Genomic DNA, 22,699 nt, shown 5'->3' on the forward strand with positions numbered 1-22,699 from the left:
GGGCCGCTCTCTTTTTACAGCGTTATTCCGCGAGTTTCCACGCGTCAATTAACTGACCGTTGACGCGTAGCTGGCGTTTCTCATCCTTCGGCAGAGAAATCGTTAACGTTTTCCACGCCGGGCGATAATCCCCTCGGGCGGTGATGTTCAGATTAATAGTTGTGCCATCGCAAACCATTTCCCATTCTACCCACAGCGCATTCCCGTTCTGATAACCCCACGATTCACCGTCATCTTCAAACAGCAGGCCGGATGTGGTGCCGACGCCTTTTACCGGGAAGAGTTTCAGCTCACGCGTATCATCGTCTTTAGCGCTGACAAAGCTAATGCGCTCGCTCACCGGCAGGGCGGCCCCGGCGCGAACCAGCAGCGGCAGTTTTTCCAGCGGGGCATCACGCGTAATCCACTGACCGCCACTAAACCATTCGCTGGTGTAAAAATCGTACCAGCCGGTTTCGTTGTCAGGCAGCCAGACGCGGCGCTCGCGCTGGCCAGGTTCAACCACGCTTGCGACCAGTAAATCACGCCCAAGCAGGAAGTCATCGCACTCCTCAAAAGTTTGCGCGTCGTGCTCGTGGTCGAGGAAGGTAGGGCGCAACATCGGTTCGTCGTCTGCGTGAGACTGCCACAGCAGGGTGTAGAAGTACGGCAGCAGGCGATAGCGCAGTTCAATGGCGCTGCGGATTGCCGGGGTAATCGCCGGGTACATCCACGGCTCGTTGACCGTGTGATCGTCATTCCATGAGTGAATGGTAAAGCGCGGATGCATCACACCGTTCTGTACCCAGCGGACAAACAGTTCCGGGTCCGGTTTATCGCCGGAGAAGCCGCCGACGTCATGGCCCAGGTTATAGAGGCCAGAGAGGCTCATCCCCAGGCCCATCCGCGTGTTATAGCGTAAGGTGTCCCAGTTGGTGCGGTTATCGCCGCTCCAGGTTTGCACGTAACGCTGCATACCCGCGCAGCCGGAGCGAGAGATAAGGTAAGGGCGCTTGTTCGGCGCAAACTGCTGCTGCGCTTCCAGCGAGGCGCGTATCATCAGCAGCGGCATCACCGGGCGGATGTGCTTGATGGCGATTTCCTGACCAAAACCGTGACAGCGTGCTTCGCCGTCCCACACTTCAAATTCGTTGTTGTCATTCCAGGTGGAGTCTATGCCCATCTCCAGCAACTGCGTGGTAACGCCGTCTTTCCACCAGTTAACGGTTTGCGGGTTGGTGAAATCGAGGTGGGAACCTTCGTCATCCCAGAAACTGGAGCGCTCCGGCGCATCGCTTTCTGAATCACCAATAAACAACCCTTTTGCGGCCACCTCTTCATAACGCGGATGATCCTGCAACAGACACGGTTTGATGTTGGCCGCCAGATGCAGCCCGGCATCGTGAAACGCCTGGCTCATCACTTTCGGCTGCGGCACCTTGTCATAGTTCCAGTTGAAGACGTAGCGCTTACCGTTGATCGAGGTATAGCCGGATGAAAGCTGGAACGAGTCGCACGGAATAGCGTGCTCGTCGCACAGGCGGATAAATTTCATCAGCTGATTTTGCGCATCCGGCGCATCGGTGTAGTGCATGGTGGAACCGCTGTAACCCAGGCTCCATTTCGGCCCGAACAGCGTTTTCCCGGTCAGGCGCACAAACGCTTTGGTGACGTCGAGCACGCGCTCGCCGGTAAAGATGTAGTAATCGATATCGCCCGCTTCCGCCTGCCAGCGACGGTACGCGGTGTGGTAGTTGTCGATCTCATTGCCGAGGTCCAGCCAGCAGCTGCTCAGATTGTCGTAAAACAGGCCGAAACTGATATCGTCGCGGCGCGTGATGGTGAACGGAATGTGCTTATAGAGCGGGTCGGTACTGACAGCGTTGTAGCCCATCGCATCGAGGTTACGCATCTCATAGCGTTTACCGTTGCGTTGCAGGTCGCCCGCTTTATCGCCGAGCCCATAAAAACGCTCATCTTTGCGACGGCTTTGATAGTGCGCCACGCCGTCGCCGTGGGCGTTCAGCAGATAGGCGCTGGTGGGGCGATCGTTGACTAACGGCTGCCATTCGCCTTCGGCATTGCGATAGTGCCACTCCAGCCACAGCGGCTGGTGGATGGTCGCGCGCAGGGAGTCGGTGGCGACGATGACGGTGCCATCCTGCTCGGTCAGCGTCCAGCCGGGCAGGGTAAAGCCGCTGAGGTCTTCGCGTTGTCGGCCTTCCCATGGCACGTCCTGCTGCGGAGCGATGCTCCAGGTTCTGTCCAGCGCCAGCTCGCCTTTGCGTTTAATCAGCACGCGGAACAGCGTGTCTTCCAGCACGTACAAACACAGGGTGTGCTGGCCATCGACCAGCAGTTCAATGTGGTGGTCAGATTGCTTTTGCAGGGTCCAGTTTTTCAACGTTTTCATTTTTACATCCACTCTCAGGCGCGTTTAGCGCGACGTTCAGCAATAAATGCCACCAGGAAACAGGCGCCGATCAGGTCGAAGAAACCCATGGCGATAAACAGTGGGTTGAAGCCGATTTTGTCGGCGGTCACCCCGATAATCAGGGAAAAGAGGAAGCTGGCGATCCAGGCCGCCGAGCCGCGCATACCGTTAACGGTTGCCATCTGGCCTTTATCGAAAGACTCCACCACCAGCGCGCTGAGCATGCAGGAGATGATCTGGTGGCCGAAGCCGCCGATGGACATCAGCACCACGGCAATAATCGGATCTTTAGTGATGGCGACTACCGCCAGCGAAATCATCATAAAAGCGCCGGTAACGGAGCTGGCGACGGTCGAGTTGACGCGGGAGCAGCCAAACAGACGCGTATAAAGCCGGGTCAAATAGCCGCTCGCCACGCTGCCGAGGTCTGCCGCCAGGAACGGCAGCCAGGCGAACAGGGCGATCTGCTTGAGATCCATGTTGTACTGTTTTGCGAAGTAGAGCGGCATCCAGAAGCTGAACACGGCCCAGGCCGGTTCGGCCATAAACGCCGGGATGGCGATACCGTAAAAGCGTTTGTTTTTACCGACGGTTTTCAGCGCGGTTAAGAAGGGAAGCTTCACCGGCGGCGCTTCGTTATCCTGGCGGATGTATTCCAGCTCGCTCTTGCTCAGATTCGGGTGCTTGTCAGGGTTGTGGTAGAACGCCCACCACAGCACAACCCACAGCATCGCCAGTACGCCGGTAAACATAAACGCGCCCTGCCAGCCAAACGAAGCGTGCGCAAAATAGATAATCGGTGGCGCCAGCATCGCGCCAATAGAGAACCCCACGCCCGCCCAGCCAGAGGCAATCGGGCGCTCGGTTTTCGGGAACCATTCGCCGATCGTTTTGGCGTTGGCGGGTGTGGCTGCGGCTTCCGCGCCCCCCATGAAAAAGCGCAGAATCGCCAGATGCAACCAGCTCCCGGCCCCGGCGTGCAGCAGACAGGCCAGCGCCCACAGCGAGGCGCAAATCATAAAGCCGAGCTTCAGGCCGATAACGTCGATCAACCATCCGCACAGCGGCTGGAAGAGGGTATAGGCAATCTGGAACGCGCCGACGATCCAGGAGTATTGCTCGGTGGTGATGCCGAGGCTGGTTTTCAGCTCGGGAGCCAGAATACCCAGCGAGTTACGGGTGATGTAATTGACGGTTACGCCAAGCAAAAACAGGATTAGCATCCACCAGCGCAGGTTTTTCACCACCCGACGGGTTTTGCTGATGGTCATATCGTTATTGATGCCCTGACTCATAGGGATCTCCACAGAATTTTGTAGGGTAAGGTGGGGCAACTCCGTGGAGAGTTATCACACCAATCTAATTAACCTTTTGATATCTTTATTATTTAGTTTTAGACACTTCCGCTATGCTTGTATGGAAGTTGTTCTACCAATTCAGACTAAGAGACAAAAAAAGCCAGGGAAAGCGGGTTTTGTGCACGTTTTTTCATGAGTGGCTGAGATACATTATGAATGTCTTTCTCAGGCCTTATTACATAGGGTTTCTGCCCTATGAAAATTCTTTCATTCGCGAATTTGAATCGGATCACAAAATGGAAAAGAAGCTGAAAATCGCCGAAATTGCCCGGCGCACCGGGCTTTCCGCCAGCACCGTTTCGCGTGTGCTGGCGGGAAAAGCCAACACCAGCCCACGCGCGCGTGAACAGGTACTGAACGCGGCGCGCGAACTGGGGGTGATGGACGGAATGGCGGCAGGACGTTTGTTGCTCAACAGCCTGATGGTTTTCGCGCCCCCGCGTGCCTTCGACGAACGTTCGGATATCTTTTACTACCGCGTGATCCAGAGCATCAGCAAAGCGCTTGCCCCGCACGAAGTCCGCCTGCGCTATTGTCCGCTGGAAGAAAATGACAGCGACCCGACGCTGTTTCTCTCAAGGATGAATGAAGCGGAAACGCAGGCGGCGATCCTGCTCGGTATTGACGATCCGCATATCCACGATCTGGCCGCCGATCTTGGCAAACCTTGCGTGTTGATCAACTGTCGCGATGAGCGCATGCGTTTGCCGGCGATCGCCCCGGATCACCGCATGATTGGTGCATTTGCTGCACGCTATTTGTTTGAAATGGGTCATCGGGAAGTGCTGAATGTGATGTGCCTGCGGCGTTACACCATGGAACAGCGGCTGGCTGGCATTCGTGAGTCCTGGGCGCAGCATAATCTGCATTTTCAGCACCACAGAGACCTGCTTAATATCAACAGTTTCAGTGCCAAAGCCACGGAAGAGCGGGTGGGTGAGTGGCTGGATGCGCATAAAGGGCAAAACCTGCCGACGGCGTTTCTGGTGGGAAGTGATTTTATGGCTGCGGGGACCATTAATGCGCTGCGTCTGCGCGGCCTGCGCGTGCCGCAGGACATCTCGGTGATGAGTATTGATGGCTTTAATCTGGCGGCCATCGAAGATGTTCCGCTGACCGCAGTACACGTCCCCCGTGATGAGCTGGGCAGTGAAGCGGTGCAGATGCTGCAACAACGGTTGATTCGCCCGGATGCGCCGGTCGGTTCGCTGCTGCTACATGGACGCTTAGCTGTGCGGGAATCGGTGCGGCGAGTGCGCCCCGGAAAAGGGCACACCGCCGTCGATCGTGAAGGGCTCTACGATAATCAGGCTTCCATGCCCAGCGCCCGTCTGCCGTGAATATTCAGGTCGTTAAGGGTAAAGCGACCTTCCCAGTTAACCTCGTAGTCTTCGCGCGGGAAGTCACCCGGCGAAGCGCCTTTCTCCAGCGCTGCCCGCACTTTATGGGCGTAGGCGAGGTTTTTCTCACACATTGGCGCGGCGGGAATGTACATCACGTTGCCCCAGCCTTGCTGATTTTCCACCGGCGCGACGGCGTGAATAACGTCGCAGTGCCACCATACCGAATCACCGGCTTCCACCGCCGGAATTGAAGTCAGCGCCTTGATAAGCAAGGGATGCCACTTTTCGGAAATTGGCAATACTCTGCCTGGCGCAACGCCGCACAGCTCATCTTCCGGCACATCATCAAGCAGCGGACGCAGCAGCACGTAAGCCATCGCTTCCGGGATTGGCACCACATGGAGCAGGCCTTGATTGGCAATCATATCCGAGAGCGCGGTCCAGCCCTGGAAGGTGCGGAAGACGGAGCATTTGGTGGTGTTATCGACGGTGTACTCTTCCACATCAGTACGGTGCGCCGCATTCCAGGGATCGTATTCGTCAATCCTGCCGTTAAACACATTGGCAAAAACCTGTTGATAGGCGGGCAGCAGCCAGCGCTCCAGCGCGCCGGAATCTGTATGTGCGCCCAGACCTTTCGAGGTGGTGCCCGGCGGGCGGCGGCGAATACGATCCGGATAAATAACGCTGACGTCCGGGTTAAACCACTGTTTTCCATCACTCTCGACCTGCCACAGGCGGTTCAGGAACGACTGCACGGCGGCTATATTGTCGCTCTGTCGGGCCTGCATTTGCGCCTGTGACCAGTAGATCGGGTAGATTTCCGGGCGCGACGCTTCCAGCGAGCCAAAGAAGCTGTCGCCAGGGCCTTTGTAGACATCATCAAAGTGGTTGGCATCCAGGTAATCCAGCATGGCGCGATCCCACGCCAGCGCCTGCTCGCGCGGGAAGTGACCTCTGATCACCGCACAACCGCGTCGCTTGATCTCTTCGCGGGTGGCGTCGCTGATGCTGCCCGATGCAATTTCAGAAAAAGGGATCTCCGGCCATATCGGCAGACCCTGCGCTTTTAGTGCCTCAATGTCCGCAACACGGGCATCAATTTTTGCGGTCAGCTTATCGAAAACCTGCTGCACATCACCAAGTTGCGCGCGCAGTGTCGCCTTCATCTGGCGAATCGCTAATTGTGGATCGGCAGGCAGCGTGTCGTGGGTAAAGGTAAGAGCCATATCAACCTCGCAATCTTTCATTCGAAAGTAAAAATGATTACAAGTGATACTTTAAGTTAAAAATAAGTTAATGCACGTTTAAAATCTTGCTGGCTGGTACGGAAAGGATTAGTAGGCCGGATAAGGCAAAGCCGCCATCCGGCAATACACTGGGCGCAGGCTTACGCCTGGAAGGGGCCGGTTTTGTCCAGCACGGCCTGAATAACATTTAACGCGCCGTGATGGTTGTTATCATCCGTTTGATAACCGGCAATCGATTTAATGCTCTCGGCAGCATTTTCCATCGCAAACGCGTATTTCACCAGCTTCAGCATCTCGGCATCGTTGCCGCTGTCGCCAATGGCCACGCACGCCTGCGGTGAGACATCCCAGCGCTTGAGCAGACGGCTGATGCCGTTGGCTTTATGCAGGCCAGGAATAATCAGATCGATAAAACCAAAGCCGCTGGTGACCGGCTTCATCACGCCGTCGAGGGAGACACGCAGTTTATCAATCAACAGAGGAATCTGTTCATCGGGCAAGTTGAGCGAGAATTTAAACAGCTTATCGTCGATATCCGTATAACGGGCGACGCGCTTGAGGCGGTAGTAGTGCTTTGACATCAGCGCCACAAAGTCATCGGGCGCGTTTACGCTGACATACGCGCTTTCCAGACCGCAGGCCACAAAGTTGAGCGTTTTATCCTTCAGCAGCTCGCCAATCACTATTTGCGATTCGTGATGGGTCAGTTCACCGTGGAAAAGCTGTTGCCCGTGCTCATACACCAGCGCGCCGTTTTCAGCGACGAAGGAGATGCGGTTCTGGATTTCCGGGAAGAAGGTGATGAGCTGGTAATACTGATTCCCGCTGGCAACGACGAACTCAATGCCACGCTGTTGAAGCTGTTCAAACTGCGCCAGAAAACGGTCACGATCGTACTTTTTGGCGTCATTAAGAAAAGTTCCGTCCATATCGGTGACGATAACTTTAACGGTCATACTCAGTGCTCCTGATGTAACTGCGACCAGAAACATTCTAATTACAATGTGACCGAAACCACAAATTTATTTCATATGAAAGTATGAGGGCGTGGGTTAATGTGCTTGCTGTTGCAATTCCTCCACCGCCACGCCGGTTATCGCGCTGACTTTTTCACGATCGAGGCCTTCTTTGAGCAACGTTTGTGCAATGCGTTGCGCGGCGATTCGCTGGCCTTCTTCACGACCTTTTTGCTCTAGCTGTTCCGCAATTGTCATCAGAGTCTCCCTGTGCTTTGGCGCTCGTAGCGCCAGTTTCTCCAGCAATGCGCTACAGTTCTCGGTATTGCCTTCCACGAACATATAGCTCACCAACGCTTTTAACTGCGTTTCCGTAGTGTATCCCAACAGCAAAAGGGTCACCAGTTGCTCAAGCAAACCTGAGAGGTCGCGCTGGCGAATATGCTTTTGTAGCAACTCGAGCAGCGCCATTCTGCGGTGTTGCATGATGTCGTCATCCGGTGTGACGGTGATATCCACCAGCGGGAAGGCATTGTAGAAAACCTGGCGTGCCAGGTCGGGATCGTCAAACTCGTCAATCCAGTCCATTGAATGGGGATAGGGGCTTTCCTCGCCGTGATAAAACAGAATCGGAATGACCAGTGGAATGGTTTTATGGCCGATATCCAGATGGCGCTGCATCGCCGCGATGGCGTAGCGCATCAGGCGAAAAGCCATATGATCGTCCGGCGAGCTTTGGTGTTCGATGATGACGTAAATATAGCCTGCACCGTTACTGGTTTGCACAGAGTAGAGCACATCGGAATAACGTGAGCGCAGTTTTTCATCGAGAAAACTTTCGGGCTCGAGCTTCAGCGTATCGAGGTTGCAGTGGGGGCGTAAAAAGGGTGGCAGATGTGCTTCAAGAAAGTCGCGCGCGGTTTCACCGTGGCGCAAAAACGTTTTGAAAATCGCATCATGGGGCGTGGCGGGAAATTTGGTTTTCATGGCTGTCCGTGCCGGTTGTTGAAGATGGGCGGACTGTAGCACTCGTAAAATGGTATGTATTTTTGGTGTGATTATCCTGCGAGGCGACTCGGAAAACGGCCCGGTGAGACGTCAAAAAGCCGGGTTTCCCCGGCTTGAAACATTGCCTGATGCGCTGCGCTTATCAGGCCTACAAAGATTCTGCAATGTATTGAATTGGCAGTATTTTGTAGGCCGGATAAGGCGTTTACGCCGCATCCGGCAAGGGCTTACAGCGTATGCTCCGTACGTGCGATGATATCGTCCTGCGCATCCGGCGACAGGGCAGTGAAGAACGCCGAGTAACCTGCCACGCGCACCACCAGGTCACGATACTGATCCGGGTGTTTTTTCGCTTCCAGCAGCGTTTCGCGGGAGACGATATTGTACTGAATATGCCAGCCTTTATGCACTTCGAAGAAGGTCCGCAGCAGCATCATCAACTTCTGCTTATCGCTCTCGTTATCCAGCGTCGCCGGGTTCAGCTTCTGGTTCAGCAGCACACCGCCAAGAATTGCCGAGGTCGGCAGCTTGCCGACGGAGCTAATAACAGCGGTCGGCCCCAGATGGTCAGTACCCGAAGCCGGGCTTGCGCCTTCCGCCAGCGGGGTTTTGGCTTTACGGCCATCCGGCGTTGCCATGGTTTGTGCGCCAAACGGTACGTTTGCCGAGATGGACGAGGTGCCTGCGTAATAGTTGCCGCCAATCGGGCCACGACCGTAGCGCGGGTTGTGATACTGCTTCAGTTCGTCGATATAGGTCTGGTAAGCGCGCGCCAGCAGGGTATCAACGCTATCGTCGTCGTTGCCGTACTTCGGTGCGCCGTTGATCAGGCGTTGACGAAGCTGTTCATGCGTCAGCCCTTCGTAATCTTCCGCCAGCGCTTTCGCCAGTTCCTGCTGGCCAATCAGCCCCTGCTCGAAGACCAGTTTTTTCACCGCCGCCAGGCTGTTGCCGAGGTTGGCGATACCGACCTGTAAGCCGGAAACCCAGTCATACTTCGCGCCGCCTTGCTTGATGCTTTTCGCCCGCTCGATGCAGTCATCAACCAGCGCCGAGCAGAGAATATCGTGCACGTTCTCTTCCAGCATAGTGTCAACCACATACTCAATCTCAATCGATTTACGGGTGTAGTAACGAATCTGCGTATCCCATGCCTCCAGCACTTCATCGAAGTGACTGAAGTTACCGGCAGAAAGCGCTTTCTGCTGACCGAGGAACACCTGCTGGCTGGTGGCGTCGCGGCCGCCTTCCATTGCCGCCAGCATCACGCGAGCGAAGTTGATAAAGCTCATACCGGTGCAGCGATAGCCCCATTTGCCGCCGACGGCGGTCTCGATGCAGCCGATGGCGGCATAGTCATACGCGTCCTGCTTTTCAACGCCCAGCTTGATAAATTCCGGAATAACGATCTCATCGTTGTTAAACGCCGGCATGCCGAAGCCGCAGCGAATCACCTGCACGCAGGCGTCGAGGAAGTCGTTGCTCATGCCTGCGTGGTAGCGCACGCTCAGGTTCGGCTGGGTGGAGCGCAGGCGACCGCAGGATTCGAGAATAGCGTAAGAGAGCGGGTTGACCGCATCCTGCGCCTGGCCGTTGACCAGCTTCTGGCCGCCGATGGTGACGTTCTGATACAGCGGGCTACCGGCAGAAGCTTTGGAGTGCGAACCGGAGCGGATTTTGTTCACTTCCAGCAGTTTCAGCCAGCAGCAATGTAACAGCTCAATGGCGTGCTCGCGGTCCAGCGTCTGTTCCAGCTCGACGTCGCGGCGATAGTACGGATAGAGATACTGGTCCATACGGGCGAAGGAAACCGAGTGGCCGTTGGACTCAATTTGCAGAATCAACTGAATGAAGTAGCACAGTTGCAGCGCCTGCCAGAAGGTTTTCGGTGGTTCATGCGCAATGACATCGCAGTTTTCCGCCATCGCCAGCAGTTCATCGCGGCGGCTTTCGCGGGTCTCTTCGGCGGCCATCTTACGCGCCAGCTCGGCAAAGCGCGCAATGTGCAGGCTTACCGCGTCGAGGACGATATCAATCGCTTTCAGGAACTGCTCACCGTGCAGATCGTCCAGCACGGTCAGGTTAATGCGCGTGCGGCGTTCGGCCACTTTGGCGCGCATACCGTCGAGGCCTTTTTCCAGCAGCAGCGGGAAGTTCACCGCCAGGTGCGCGTCGCCGGAGGTCATATTGCCTTCGGCTTTGATAATTCCGGTGGCCAGCAGCGCTTTTTGTTCATCGGTAAACATACCGTAGCAGCGATCCTGCACGGTCTGGCCGCGCCACCACGGGCACACTTCGTGCAGCACGCGTTTGTTTTCTTCGCTCACTGCGAAACCGGCCCCCGGGCGATCCGCCAGGTCGTCAATCTCTTTCTCAATCCAGCTCACGGTATATTCCGGGAAGATTGGGGCGGCGCGGACTTCGCTTGCCTGGTTGCCGATGATCAGCTCGTCGTGCTTGATCCAGATAGTGCGTTCCGCCAGGTGATGCGCCAGCGCCAGCGCGCGGCGAACCGGAATCGGTTTATCCAGATGTTGCTGATAGGCTTCGGTATAGTGGCGTGCGCGTTCAGTACAGACCGGCGGCTTGACGATATTTACCAGCGCCAGTTTATGCGCTTTGATACGGTCGGTCAGTTTGTCGAGCGTCAGAGTGGTCATCAGATTATCCTCGTAGGGTCGCCGTTAAGCCTTTTTCGCGCGCATACTGCTGGGCAAAATCCAGCAATTCCGGGTCGTCGAGCGGCTTGTCGGGGGCATTGTAGGGTTGGCCAAGCAGCGAATATTTATTGATGCCCAGCGTGTGATACGGCAAAAAGTGAATCTCCTGCGCGCCCAGTTTGTCGGCAGCAAATTCGGTAATGGCTTTGATGGAATCAACATCCGCGTTAAAGCCCTGAATCAGCGGCACGCGAATGATCATTTTTTTCCCTGCCGCCGCAATACGTTGCAGGTTATCGAGGACGCGTTTGGCGGAGCCATCGGTCCAGGTTTTGAAGCGCGCGTCGTCAACGTGTTTCAGGTCGGCGAGAAAGAGATCGATATAGGGCAGCGCAGGTTCCAGATAGCGCCACGGTACGTGCAGACAGGTTTCCACCGCCGTGTGAATACCTTGCTCGTGGGCGTTTTTCAGCAACGCCAGCGCCAGATCCGGGTTCATAAACGGTTCGCCGCCAGAGAGCGTCAGCCCGCCGCCGCTGCGATCGTAAAAGGGTTTATCGCGCAGGACGGTTGCCATAATCTCATCGACGTTTTTCTCTTCGCCACATACGGTAAGCGCCAGGGTGGGGCAACAATCGCTAAGCACGGCGAGATGTGTTTGGTTAAGCTTCTCGCGGTGGATAAGCAGACCATTCAGCGCGCGTTCAATCACCTCAGGCGCCGCCTGATGGCAAAGGTCGCATCCTTCAAGGCACAGACGCGGATCGAACAAGAGATCCTGCTCGCGGGAGCGACTTTCCGGGTTCTGACACCAGCGACAGCCGAGCGAGCATCCCTTAAGAAACACCACGGTGCGGATGCCTGGGCCGTCATGGGTGGAATAGCGCTGAATATTGAAAATCATAGGTTGCCCTCATCTTTCGTATAAAGATTTAAATACTTTCGAATGAAAGTTATTTTGACGCAAATCAACCAAACGCGAGGTTTGTCCGTGGTAGTGTTAAAGCATGCTCAATCTCACGGTTTAAGGAACGGCGATGGAACTCTATCTCGACACTTCTGATGTAGCGGCAGTTAAAAAGCTGGCGCGGATTTTCCCTCTGGCGGGCGTGACCACCAACCCGAGTATCGTTGCCGCAGGAAAGAAACGTCTCGACGTTTTACTGCCTGAGCTGTACGAGGCGATGGGGGGGAAAGGCCGTCTGTTTGCGCAGGTGATGGCCACCACAGCCGACGGCATGGTGAACGATGCGCACACGCTGCGGGCGATTATTCCCGATCTGGTGGTGAAAATTCCGGTCACAGCGGAAGGGCTTGCGGCAATTAAGCTGCTGAAAGAGGAAGGTATTCCCACGCTGGGTACCGCAGTTTACGGTGCCGCGCAAGGTTTGCTGTCTGCATTGGCCGGGGCAGAGTATGTTGCGCCTTACGTCAACCGTGTAGATGCTCAGGGCGGAAACGGTATTCAGACCGTCTGTGAATTGCAGGAACTGCTGACGCTGCACGCGCCGCGCGCCAAAGTGTTGGCCGCAAGCTTTAAAACGCCGCGTCAGTCGCTGGACTGCCTGCTGGCGGGCTGTAAATCGATTACGTTGCCGCTGGATGTTGCGCAGCAGCTGATTAGCTATCCGGCGGTGGACGCCGCGGTGGCGAAATTCGAGCAGGACTGGCAATCGGCGTTTGGCCGTACTTCGCTGTAATATTATTCTTCCCGACAGCGTCCGCTGTCGGGACTCCCTGAGCACTATTCCTGGTTTTCTTCGCTTCCCTATCAAACACTAGCCGCTGCATTCCTATTCGTTATCTAATGGATCTGTTCTGCTTTTAGTATTCACGAAAGGCGTTTAAAGATAAGGAATATCTATATGGAGAAGGCGTACGCGTTTGTAGAGACTTTTATGCAGCAAAGAGACATTGAACTGATACACGCAAAAGATTGCCCAGCGTTTTGGGTCGACTGGCGAGAGTTTGATGAAGATATTGCTGACTACTGTCACATCGACGGCCTGACCGCTGAGACTTGTGATGCGGACAACGATCTGGGCTATGACCTGTTTTTTAGCTACAAAGGTAGAAAAACCCAGGTGCTCTTCGAGGAAGAAGAAATTACCCGAGATCCGGCATTGCAGGCGATCAACCGGGTCATTATGCCTGAGTATGAACTCCGTTTTATGACGGATACGTTGGGTGGCGATGTTCTGGCGTTTATTGTCCTGGAGGGACAAGGGTGGCAGACATTAGCGGCTAAGTACGGTAAAGATGCGCTGGACTCACACTTTTTGCCTATTACCGATGATACAGCAATGTTTGGGCTGTCGTTTGGTGAAGTGATCCAGTCAATTAACGCGTGAATGTGTCAGGCAGAACAGAATGCCACCTCTTTTCAGAGAGGTGGCATTAAGAAAATCATGTCCGAATCGGTAACACGCCCGTTGACGCTGGCAGGGTAATTCGGCTGACCGCCTCACCTCGCCAGCAGCTAAAATAGCTACCTTCTGCGTCATGCGTGAGCTGGATATCGGTAATCGGGCTGACTGCGTCAAAATCCCACACACAAACAAACTGTGCGGTTTTTTGCAGGCTTCGTAAAATCACGTAGCTCAGATCGCTAATTGCCGGATTGCCTGGCGCGTTACCCTGCCACAACTCTCCATCGCCCGCGAACCATAGCGTGATTTCCCCCCGAGGATGGCGGAACTGACGGCGCTGAAAATCATTCAGCGGCGAAACCACGCTATTACGCAGGATGCTAAGCGGGCCGGTGGTCGAGAAGATGGCTGGCTGCCCTTGCATATCCACGGCCTGCGCATCCAGATGCAGCGTCCAGTCAAGCTGTTGCCCATGCGGATTCGCGACATCCGAAACGTCGATCAGCATATCATCCACCCACAGCACTCTGCGGCGAAACTGAATGTCTTTCCAGGCATCGACATCCCACTCCACGCGCGTGTGGCTGTTCAGCTGCGGCGCGGGCTTTCGCCAGTCAACGTGGCTGTCGAGCCAGAAATAATCTGCGCCCTGATGCCAACCGGAAACCTGCGGCGTGGCGGGCGGTTGATTGGTCTGGTTGACGCTAAGCGTGTTATGCGTCGCGCTGTTTTTGTAATAAGCGTAATGCATCGCCGCCCCGTAGCCGGTAGTACCGAGATCCGGCAGAATGGGGAAGTGCTTATCCCAGATCAACACGCTCAGGCGATCGTAGTGATCGTGCTCGCCACCGTAGGGAGAGTGCTTGATCAGCACCGCCTGGCCGTTTTGCGGCTTGCGCCACAGGCTTAAGCCCGCGCCCAGCGCGTACAGAGAGGTTTCTGGAATAAGGGATGCCTGGGTTTCCGGCAGGGCATTATCACGCCAGAGCACGGTTTCCATGTCCTGAGTCTCTTCGCCGAGGAAATGCAGCACCTGGGCGTAGCGCGGTTCGTGATACAAAAACCACGCGAATTCATAGACATCGCGATGGTGTAGCGTCTCCTGTCCGGCGATGCAATCATTCAGGCGCGGGAAGGTGCCGTCGGGCATCAGCAGGGAAAGCGGAAAATCGAGCATGTGCCGATAGTAAGGAAGATGCCGCAGGCTCCAGTATGTGCCGTACGCCAGTTTTTCAAAGGCCATAAAGCCCTGTAGCGCATAGTAGTGATAATGCACCGATCCTTCGAACCACAAGCCTTCCTCCAGCAGGCCATGCTCCAGTTGCCAGCGAAGCCCATAGGGCTGATTGACGGCAAAATCAAGTAGCGAATCGTCTGCAAGAATAAAGCCGATCACCGCAATTGCCGCGCTAATCTTGACCTCATGGTTATGAATTTGCGGGCTGCGGTGAGCCATCAAAAACGTGGCGGCCTCGCGCAGCAGGCGCTGGCAAATTGCGTGCTGCTCAGACAGTGATAACGCATCGGCGATAAAATCGTAGCCCAGCGCCATGTCCAGCACACAGTTGGCTTCGCACAGGGTTTGCGCGTTCATCTTACCAGGCCCGTTGTGCGGAATATTGCCGTGCTCCTGATAGCCGGGATAGTACTCGGCGTAGCGGGTTAATATTTCCGCCGCTTTATCGGCATAACGTCTTTCTCCGGTGAGTTGCCACAGCAGGCCCAGCTGGTAGCAGGCCTGCGCATTACGCCCATTCATTTCGCGCCACCACGCGCTGTCATAGGGTTCGCCGCTGAATATCTGGTTATCAATCGGGCAGCGATGCTGCGTCGGGGAGTGGCGATCCCACATCAGCCTCACGCCGTGTTCGGGGCAAAAGTAGTAGAGATTCCAGCTGGCAATTCCCGTCTCTGGCACCTGCGGAGGGGCGCTGAGAACGGGTTCAAGCCCACGGATTAACGCTTCAACCTGGGAACCGCGTAAGGCTCGTTCGCGAATCGCATCCCAGCGATGAATAAATTGCTTCATGGTTTGCTTATCCTTTGCATCAATGCGCGAGCGGCAGCGGGCTGATGAGCGTGGTGATGTCGTCCGGGTATTTCGCCTGCAACCAGCGTGCTTTTTGCGTGAAGGCCGCATCGTTAGGCCACGCATGAGCAGCAGAAGAGACATTAAACAGCGCCTTTTTGTCATCCCATTTGTCGATGTCTTTCCATGGCCAGGCGGTTTTGCCCTCCACAAATTGGGTGATGTAAGCGTAGCCGTTGCGCAGGCTGTGATCGTCGAGGGTGAAATTCCAGATATCAACGCCCACTTTCTCGCCCAGACGTCCCAAACGGCTATAAGCTTCAAGGTTAAAGTTGCTGTAGTGCCATGGGCGAGTGCGTTCAAGTTCGGCAGTCTGGCGGCCCTGAATATCAAAATGCCCGGCGATGCGGCGAAGTTGGGTTATTTGTAGCTGTTTTTTCGCTTCTTCCGGTTTTCCGCTAAACCAGGCAAATGTCGCTGCCTGTAGATCAAACCAGGAACCGTGGTTGTTATGCCAGTTCTGTTCTTCAAAACCGTTCTGGCTGGTCATCATCCAGTGCCAGAAATCGCCATACCACGCCTGAAGTTTCTGATAATCGCTATCGGAAAGTTGTTGCGTGCCGTGCAGCAGTTCAATGGCATCCACGACGTCAACCAGCGCGCGGCTGTCAATGATGCCGATACCGCGGCCATCGTTGATGCCTGGAATTGCCTGCGCATATTGCAGGTTGGCGTTCATTTTGGTCTGTGGATTGAGGAACCAACTGTTGATTTGCGCTACGGCCTTTTCAGCGTAACGTTTGTCCTGCGTGAAATACCAGGCCAGCGACAGGGTGTACACATCGTTGCTCATTTTTACCAGCCGATTTTTATCCGTAGCATCGCTGTTGGCGGCTGGATTGGTTTCACCATCTTTGCGGATGTAGGGCAGGCCGTCTTTTTTGTCCGGATCGGGCCACCAGTAGGGCGGGAAGCTGTAGTAGCCATGTTTATCGCCGCTCACCGCGACCAGCGTTTTATCCATCACCGAAAACAGCGGATGCTTAAGCGCGGCGTCAGCGCGTTTCACCAGCGCGTCACGAGCCTGAAGGAACGCGGGCGCTTTCGCCGTAATTTGCTGTTGGCTGAACGCCAGATCGTCTGGCGAGAGAATGGCGGGTTTCAGCGGTGTTGCTGCGTACAGCGATGCGCTGATGCCGAGTGACAGTACCGTCAAACATAGAGCTCCACTATATTTCGCGATATTCATTCTTTTATACCCTTAGTTAATGTCAGGATGTCTGCTGAAAATATGTTTTCAGCGCCACTGAGGTGGATGTATGAAAAATGAAAATAAACGTCTTGCAGTATTTTAATACCGCATAAAACAACGTTTCCGATTTAATTTGTCGCAGTGTAAAAGAGCTTGCAGGAAAAAATGTGATGTAGATCCTTCCTGACATCAACATGGAAAATTAGCCCGAAAAGTGTGTGCGTGGTCACGGAATATCGCATAATTCAAAAAAAGTAAAAAAGATAAATAAAAACCATAAAATAATAACTTATTGATTCAATGATGAATTTTTCTTTTGTATAAATTTTAGACAAAAAATAGTGTGACCCATGACATGTTTTTCAATTTCGAAACGCTATTTCTATTTTGCCCCGTTGTATTTGAAAAAAGCATTCTATTAAATGAAGGTTAATATTGGTTTGGTCTGTTTTAAGAGAACCGGTAATACCTCGTTGCCCTACAATAAAAGGATATGAAAATGTCTGGATATAAATTTCGCTCGTTACTTCTGTTAACAGCATTGGGACTGGGATGCGGGCAAACCTTTGCCAGCACAACGCTGAATGTCTGGATTCGTGCGAGCAATGACTCAAAGAATATCTATAAAAATGAAGCTGAAGCCTTCGAGAAGAAAACGGGGATCAAGATTGAGTACTTCAATGCGACGACCGATTTCGAACAGCGTCTGGCGCGTGCTGCGGCGGGTAATGCGCTGCCCGACCTGATCTTCAACGACGCTACGGCGCTGGGGCAGTTCATCCAGCTCGGCATTGTCGATGAAATTAAACCCGAGTCAATTTCCGGCAGTCAGGACATCTACCCAACGGCCTGGGAGAGTACCCGCTACGCCGATGGTAAATACTACGGCGTGCCAACTTCCGCGCAAACTTTTGCCCTGTTCGTGCGTAAAGACTGGCGCGAAAAACTGGGCCTGCCGCAGCCGAAAACCTGGGACGATATTCTGGCGATGGCGAAAGCGTTCACCACGCAGGACCCGGACGGCAACGGTAAGCAGGATACCTACGGGTTTATCGTTCCGGGCTCAACCACGCGCGGTTACGCCAGCTGGTTTATGAGCAGCTTTATCTGGCAGGCAGGTGGCGACTATGTCGAGAAGAAAGGCGATAAATTTACCGCCACGCTGAATACGCCGGAAGTTGCGCAGGCAACGCAGTTTGTACGCTCGCTGCTGTGTGAAAAATTGGCCCAGCCGGGGGCGATCAACGCCACCACCGCCGATGTTATTCCCTCTTTCCGTTCCGGTCAGTCCGGGATGTTCTTCACCGGGCCGTATCACATCGCGCTGATGGATAAAGATCCCGGCAAAGATAAGTACGAAATCGTCAATATTCAGGGGCCGAAAAGCGAGGCCACGCTGGCGGAAGGCACCACGGTCTTCCTGATGAAGGGCAGCAAGCAGAAAGAAGACGCGCGTAAATTTATCGAATTCATGATCTCCAAAGAAGGGCAGGAGATCGGCATGGGGAAAGGCAGCAAAAACATTCCGGTCGTTCGCCTGCCGGTGAACAAAAACGTCAACGTTGAGCAGGTGTATCAGGACCCGCGCTGGAATACCTTTGCCGCCCTTTATAACAGCCACGGCCGCTACGTGCCGCAGATCCCGAACTGGACGCCAGCGCGCCAGGTCACGGCAGATGGCTTTAACCGTATTTTTGCCGATTGTTCCAGCGACATTCCAAAAGAACTGAACGCCATGAACGAGAAGCTTAATCAGGAACTGGCAAAGCAAAACGTGCTGGCTAATTGAGGTCCCGGTTAATGACACTACACGAAAGTAAAATTGCTACACCGCAACGCAAAGAGGCCGATGGTGTTCGCTGGTTGACGCCTGCCCGCAAGCGCGCGCTAATCCCGTGGATTTTCCTCGCCCCGGCGCTGATCATTTTTACCTGGTTCAAGTTCATCCCCATGATTCAGGGGCTGGTGATGAGTTTCTACAAGGTGAACTTTAACCAGCCCAATGAGTGGGTTGGCGGCGCAAACTTTGCGCGCGCGTTTGCCGATACGGAATTACATTCGGCGGTGGCGAATACCTTCCTGTACGTACTGGTCACCATGGTGGTTGCTGCCGTACTGGCTTTTTTCCTTGCGATGCTGCTCGAAGGCCCTGCGCGCCATTTGCGGTTCATTCGAACCGCTATCTTTTTGCCTGCGGTCACCAGTGCGGCGATCGTGGCAGAAATGTGGCGCATTCTGTTTAACCCCACGCCAAATGGGGTGGTGAACCACATCCTGAGCTGGTTTGGGGGGGCGGATCAGGGCTTCCTTGCCAGCAGCGACCAGGCGCTGTGGGTCATTATGCTGCTGCATATCTGGAAAGCGGTGCCGTACAACATGGTGATATTTATTGCAGGCCTCGCCGGGATCAGCCGCGACCTGTATGACGCGGCGAACGTGGATGGCGCGAACTGGTGGAATCGCCTGCGCTATGTCACGTTACCGGGGATGATTCCGGCGCTGTCCGTGGTGTTGATGCTGTCATTTATCCGTGGTTTTCGCGTGTTTGCCGAAGTCTACGCCACGACCGGCGGCGGGCCGTCTAACGCCACCGAGATGATCATGACGCATATCTACAAACTGGGCTTTGAGCAGTTCGATTATGGCTATGCTTCTGCCGTGTCGTTCCTGCTGTTCGCCTTCACCGTGGTGCTGACCATTTGCCACCTGACGTTGAAAAAACGCATTGCGCGTTACTAAGGAGACAACATGTTGAGTAAACGTTGGGACACGGCAGGGCGCTGGTGTATCTATCTGTTGTTATTAATTGTATTTGTGGGGCCATTTTGGGGCATTGTCGCCACAGCATTCAGCGGTGCGCCGGTTAAACCCGGTGAACTGCTGGCCTGGCCGAAATCCTTCTCGCTGGATAACTTTATCTTCGCCTGGCAGGATATCGGCGTCTGGCAGTACCTGCTGAACTCCATTCTGGTGGTCTTTTTCGGCACCATTTTGCAGGTATCGGTCAGCGCGCTGGCTGCCTATGCGCTGGCGCGGAAGAAGTTTCGCGGCGTCGCGCTGGTGAGCCTGGTTATTCTTTCAACCATGATGTTACCGGAAGAGGTGATCGCCATTCCGTTGTACATGATCATCAACTGGCGCTTACCGTTGATCGATGCCTCGCTGTACAACAGTTATCTCGGCATGATCCTGCCCGTCGTGGGCTGGGCGTTCTCCATCTTTGTGCTGACCGAGTTTATGTCTGCTATCCCGAAAGAGCTGGAAGAAGCTGCGCGTATTGATGGTGCAAACGAATGGCAAATCTTCTTCCACGTCATTCTCCCGTTGGTGAAACCGGCGCTGGGAACGGTGGTGACCTTCGGTTTCATCATGATTTGGGACCAGTATCTGCTGCCGCTGATCGTCATTAACCAGGACAGCCTGAACACTATTCCGGTGATTCTGGGGACGCTGCGTACCGATGAAAGTATCACGCCGAATATTTTCATCGCCATTACGCTGCTGGCCATGCTGCCGAGCATCATTGTTTACCTGGGTCTGCAAAAACATTTCAATCGCGGGATTATGTCCGGCGCGGTTAAAGGATAAGGAGTCTGCTATGGGATCTGTTGTACTGAACAATGTCCGTAAATCATACGGCGACGCGCACGTGATTAAAAATGTCTCATTGACGATTCCGGATGGCGAGTTCTGCGTGCTGGTGGGGCCAAGCGGCTGCGGGAAATCGACGCTGCTGCGCATGATTGCCGGGCTGGAGGAGATCTCCGAAGGTGATATCCATATTAATGAACGCGTGGTGACTGACGTCGAACCGAAGCTGCGTGATATCGCGATGGTGTTCCAGAGCTACGCGCTGTATCCGCAAATGACAGTACGCGAAAACATGGGCTTCGCGCTGAAGATGGCGAAGCTGCCGAAAACAGAAATCAGTCAAAAGGTGGAAGAGGCGGCGGAATTATTAAACCTGACGCCACTGCTGGAGCGTCTGCCGAAAGATCTCTCCGGCGGCCAGCGCCAACGCGTGGCGATGGGGCGCGCCATTGTGCGCAAGCCGCAGGTTTTCCTGTTCGATGAGCCGCTCTCCAACCTCGATGCCAAGCTGCGTACTCAGGTGCGCGGCGAAATTCGTGAGCTGCACCGCCGCCTGAAAACCACCTCGGTTTACGTCACCCACGATCAAATCGAAGCGATGACCATGGGGCAGATGATTGTCGTGCTGCGCGATGGTCGCATCGAGCAGGCCGGGACACCGCTGGAGCTTTACGACCGTCCGGCAAATCTGTTTGTCGCCGGGTTTATTGGTTCGCCGGAAATCAACCAGCTTAAAGGCGAAATTGTGCTGGATGGCGACATTGCTCAACTACGGCTGCGCGACGGCTCGTTGCTGCGTTTGCCGGGCGACATTAATGTCACTCAGGGGCAGCAGGTGGTTTACGCCATTCGCCCGGAGCAGGTCAATGTCGTGGGCCAGGCCCAGGAAGATGCGCTGGGCGCGGTGATCACCGCGATTGAAAATACCGGTTCAGACATGCAGTTATTTTGTGATACAGGCGGCGGGGCCTTTACCTCAGTGTTTAAGCAGCGCCTGGCGGTGAAGGAGGGCGAGAAAGTGTGGCTGCAACCGAAGCTTTCCGGCGTGCATTTGTTTGATGCCGCATCGGGTGAGCGTATTGCCAGCAAGGGGGAGTAGCGCCGTGGCGATGAAACTCTACACCCTCGATGAAATCTGTCTGGAAAATGCCCGGCTGGGGCTGAAGCAGCCGTTTTCGCCGCTTCAACTGGCGCTGAGTCGCCTGGTGAACGATGCCGACGCATTAAAACGGACGCCGCCGGAAAGCGTGGTGCATAAAAAACTGCGCCCGGCGAGCGGCGATGCGCACGATTACTACAGCCTGGGCACCTACTGGTGGCCGAATCCGCGCAGGCCCAACGGCCTGCCCTATATCCGTCGAGATGGGCATACCAATCCGCAATGCGAAAATAATGACACTGACACCACGCGTATTATCCGCATGTGCGAACGCTGCCTGACGCTGGGGTTGGCGTGGTATTTCACCGGACATAAACAGTACGCCCAGGCGGCAGCGGTGCAAATTCGCTGTTGGTTCCTTGATGGCGATACGCGGATGAACCCGCATCTGAACTACGGCCAGGCAATTCCTGGCGTAGTGTCTGGCAGAGGCACCGGGCTTATCGACACGCGTTTGCTATGGATGGTTATAGATACTATCGGCCTGATTTCACCCGCTGGTGTGCTGGATACCGACGATATCATTGGCCTGCACCAGTGGTTCCGCGATTTTAACCACTGGATGTACTACAGCGATATCGGCCATTCGGAATATGTCTGGCACAACAACCACGGAACCTGGTATGACGTGCAGCGGACGGTGAACGCGCTGTTTTACGGTGATAAAGGGCTGGCGGCGCGGATTATCGAGCAAGGATTCACCCAGCGAATGGCGGCGCAGATTGACCAGGACGGTAAACAGACCATGGAGCTGGAGCGTACGATTCCTTTCCACTATTCGTTGTTCAATCTGGAAGCGCATTTATTATTAAATCGCTACGCCGAACATGTTGAAATCGATCGCTGGAATCATATTCGTGATGGGCGGGGAGTAAAAAAAGGTATCGATTATTTGGTGCCCTTTATCCGCGAACCTGATTTATGGCCATACAGTGATTTGCAGGGTATTGTCTGGGATAGCGCAACGCGCGTTCTGCTCCAAACTCTGCGCGGATATCATAAATATGCCGAGCAATACCGTGATTTATTAACGACCTTCCCACAGGAAACGATGAGTCTGAAAGAGCAACTTATGTGGTGCCCTCCGGTACGCAGAGTCTGACAGACCTTTTTACAGGCAGGGTGCGGCGTTAACGCCGCGTCCGGCCTGCTGCTGTACGCCACTTAGTGATAATGTAAGGCCCGGTTATTCCGGGCTTTTTTGTATTTGTTATTCTTGGTGCTAATAATTATAAATAACTGCAAATTATATATTTTTTAATAAAAATAAAATCAAAACAATATTTCAATTTAACTTGATAATGATCTCAT

17 protein-coding genes are annotated in these 22,699 nt (G+C 54.5%); 8 read left to right on the top strand and 9 right to left on the bottom strand.

What is annotated here, in order from left to right:
- Positions 1-22: 22 nt before the first annotated feature.
- Positions 23-2,392 (bottom strand): glycoside hydrolase family 31 protein, encoded by a 2,370-nt coding sequence (locus AC1MKH_RS07690; protein WP_276218192.1) that lies wholly within the window; start codon positions 2,390-2,392, stop codon positions 23-25.
- 14 nt (positions 2,393-2,406) lie between these two features.
- Entirely contained in the window at positions 2,407-3,708 is a 1,302-nt protein-coding gene (locus AC1MKH_RS07695; protein WP_276218190.1) for an MFS transporter, read from the bottom strand.
- A gap of 299 nt (positions 3,709-4,007) precedes the next feature.
- Between AC1MKH_RS07695 and AC1MKH_RS07700 the strand changes: the two genes are divergently transcribed.
- Positions 4,008-5,111 (top strand): LacI family DNA-binding transcriptional regulator, encoded by a 1,104-nt coding sequence (locus AC1MKH_RS07700; protein ID WP_276218188.1) that lies wholly within the window; start codon positions 4,008-4,010, stop codon positions 5,109-5,111.
- Here the strand turns inward: AC1MKH_RS07700 and AC1MKH_RS07705 are convergent.
- The 5 genes from AC1MKH_RS07705 to AC1MKH_RS07725 all read right to left on the bottom strand — a co-directional run bounded on the left by AC1MKH_RS07705 (position 5,078) and on the right by AC1MKH_RS07725 (position 11,892).
- Entirely contained in the window at positions 5,078-6,343 is a 1,266-nt protein-coding gene (locus AC1MKH_RS07705; protein WP_276218187.1) for a DUF1479 domain-containing protein, read from the bottom strand. The genes AC1MKH_RS07700 and AC1MKH_RS07705 overlap by 34 nt on opposite strands.
- 161 nt (positions 6,344-6,504) lie before the next feature.
- On the bottom strand, positions 6,505-7,320 hold the full coding sequence (locus AC1MKH_RS07710) for a Cof-type HAD-IIB family hydrolase (RefSeq protein ID WP_276218184.1): 816 nt from the start codon (positions 7,318-7,320) through the stop codon (positions 6,505-6,507).
- A 96-nt stretch (positions 7,321-7,416) separates the two neighbouring features.
- A complete protein-coding gene (locus tag AC1MKH_RS07715; protein WP_276218183.1) occupies positions 7,417-8,307 on the bottom strand; it encodes an Rpn family recombination-promoting nuclease/putative transposase in 891 nt (296 codons plus the stop codon).
- 248 nt (positions 8,308-8,555) lie between these two features.
- Entirely contained in the window at positions 8,556-10,988 is a 2,433-nt protein-coding gene (locus AC1MKH_RS07720) for a formate C-acetyltransferase/glycerol dehydratase family glycyl radical enzyme (RefSeq protein ID WP_276218181.1), read from the bottom strand.
- 4 nt (positions 10,989-10,992) lie between these two features.
- Positions 10,993-11,892 (bottom strand): glycyl-radical enzyme activating protein, encoded by a 900-nt coding sequence (locus AC1MKH_RS07725; RefSeq protein ID WP_276218179.1) that lies wholly within the window; start codon positions 11,890-11,892, stop codon positions 10,993-10,995.
- Between the two features lie 133 nt (positions 11,893-12,025).
- Between AC1MKH_RS07725 and fsa the strand changes: the two genes are divergently transcribed.
- Together fsa and AC1MKH_RS07735 are read left to right on the top strand one after the other, a co-directional pair.
- Positions 12,026-12,688 (top strand): fructose-6-phosphate aldolase, encoded by a 663-nt coding sequence (gene fsa / locus AC1MKH_RS07730; RefSeq protein ID WP_276218177.1) that lies wholly within the window; start codon positions 12,026-12,028, stop codon positions 12,686-12,688.
- Positions 12,689-12,853: 165 nt separating this feature from the next.
- Positions 12,854-13,339, top strand: coding sequence for a hypothetical protein (locus AC1MKH_RS07735; RefSeq protein ID WP_276218176.1), 486 nt, complete (start codon positions 12,854-12,856; stop codon positions 13,337-13,339).
- A gap of 55 nt (positions 13,340-13,394) precedes the next feature.
- Here the strand turns inward: AC1MKH_RS07735 and AC1MKH_RS07740 are convergent, their stop codons facing one another.
- Both AC1MKH_RS07740 and AC1MKH_RS07745 read right to left on the bottom strand, forming a co-directional pair.
- A complete protein-coding gene (locus AC1MKH_RS07740) occupies positions 13,395-15,386 on the bottom strand; it encodes a heparinase II/III domain-containing protein (protein WP_276218174.1) in 1,992 nt (663 codons plus the stop codon).
- A gap of 19 nt (positions 15,387-15,405) precedes the next feature.
- Positions 15,406-16,635 (bottom strand): alginate lyase family protein, encoded by a 1,230-nt coding sequence (locus AC1MKH_RS07745; RefSeq protein WP_442961861.1) that lies wholly within the window; start codon positions 16,633-16,635, stop codon positions 15,406-15,408.
- 502 nt (positions 16,636-17,137) lie between these two features.
- On the opposite strand from AC1MKH_RS07745, the gene AC1MKH_RS07750 reads away from it, so the two are divergent.
- Genes AC1MKH_RS07750 through AC1MKH_RS07770 form a run of 5 tightly spaced genes read left to right on the top strand, consistent with a single transcriptional unit; the run spans position 17,138 to position 22,490 of the window.
- Complete coding sequence (locus AC1MKH_RS07750; protein WP_276218172.1) at positions 17,138-18,427, top strand: ABC transporter substrate-binding protein; 1,290 nt, start codon at positions 17,138-17,140, stop codon at positions 18,425-18,427.
- A gap of 11 nt (positions 18,428-18,438) precedes the next feature.
- Positions 18,439-19,377, top strand: a complete 939-nt coding sequence (locus AC1MKH_RS07755) for a carbohydrate ABC transporter permease (RefSeq protein WP_276218170.1) — start codon at positions 18,439-18,441, stop codon at positions 19,375-19,377.
- A 9-nt stretch (positions 19,378-19,386) separates the two neighbouring features.
- Complete coding sequence (locus AC1MKH_RS07760) at positions 19,387-20,226, top strand: carbohydrate ABC transporter permease (RefSeq protein ID WP_189623464.1); 840 nt, start codon at positions 19,387-19,389, stop codon at positions 20,224-20,226.
- A 10-nt stretch (positions 20,227-20,236) separates the two neighbouring features.
- Positions 20,237-21,328, top strand: coding sequence for an ABC transporter ATP-binding protein (locus tag AC1MKH_RS07765; protein ID WP_276218167.1), 1,092 nt, complete (start codon positions 20,237-20,239; stop codon positions 21,326-21,328).
- A gap of 10 nt (positions 21,329-21,338) precedes the next feature.
- A complete protein-coding gene (locus tag AC1MKH_RS07770; protein WP_276218606.1) occupies positions 21,339-22,490 on the top strand; it encodes an alginate lyase family protein in 1,152 nt (383 codons plus the stop codon).
- The last annotated feature ends 209 nt before the right edge of the window (positions 22,491-22,699 follow it).

Source organism: Pseudocitrobacter sp. CD920760 (assembly GCF_057782505.1).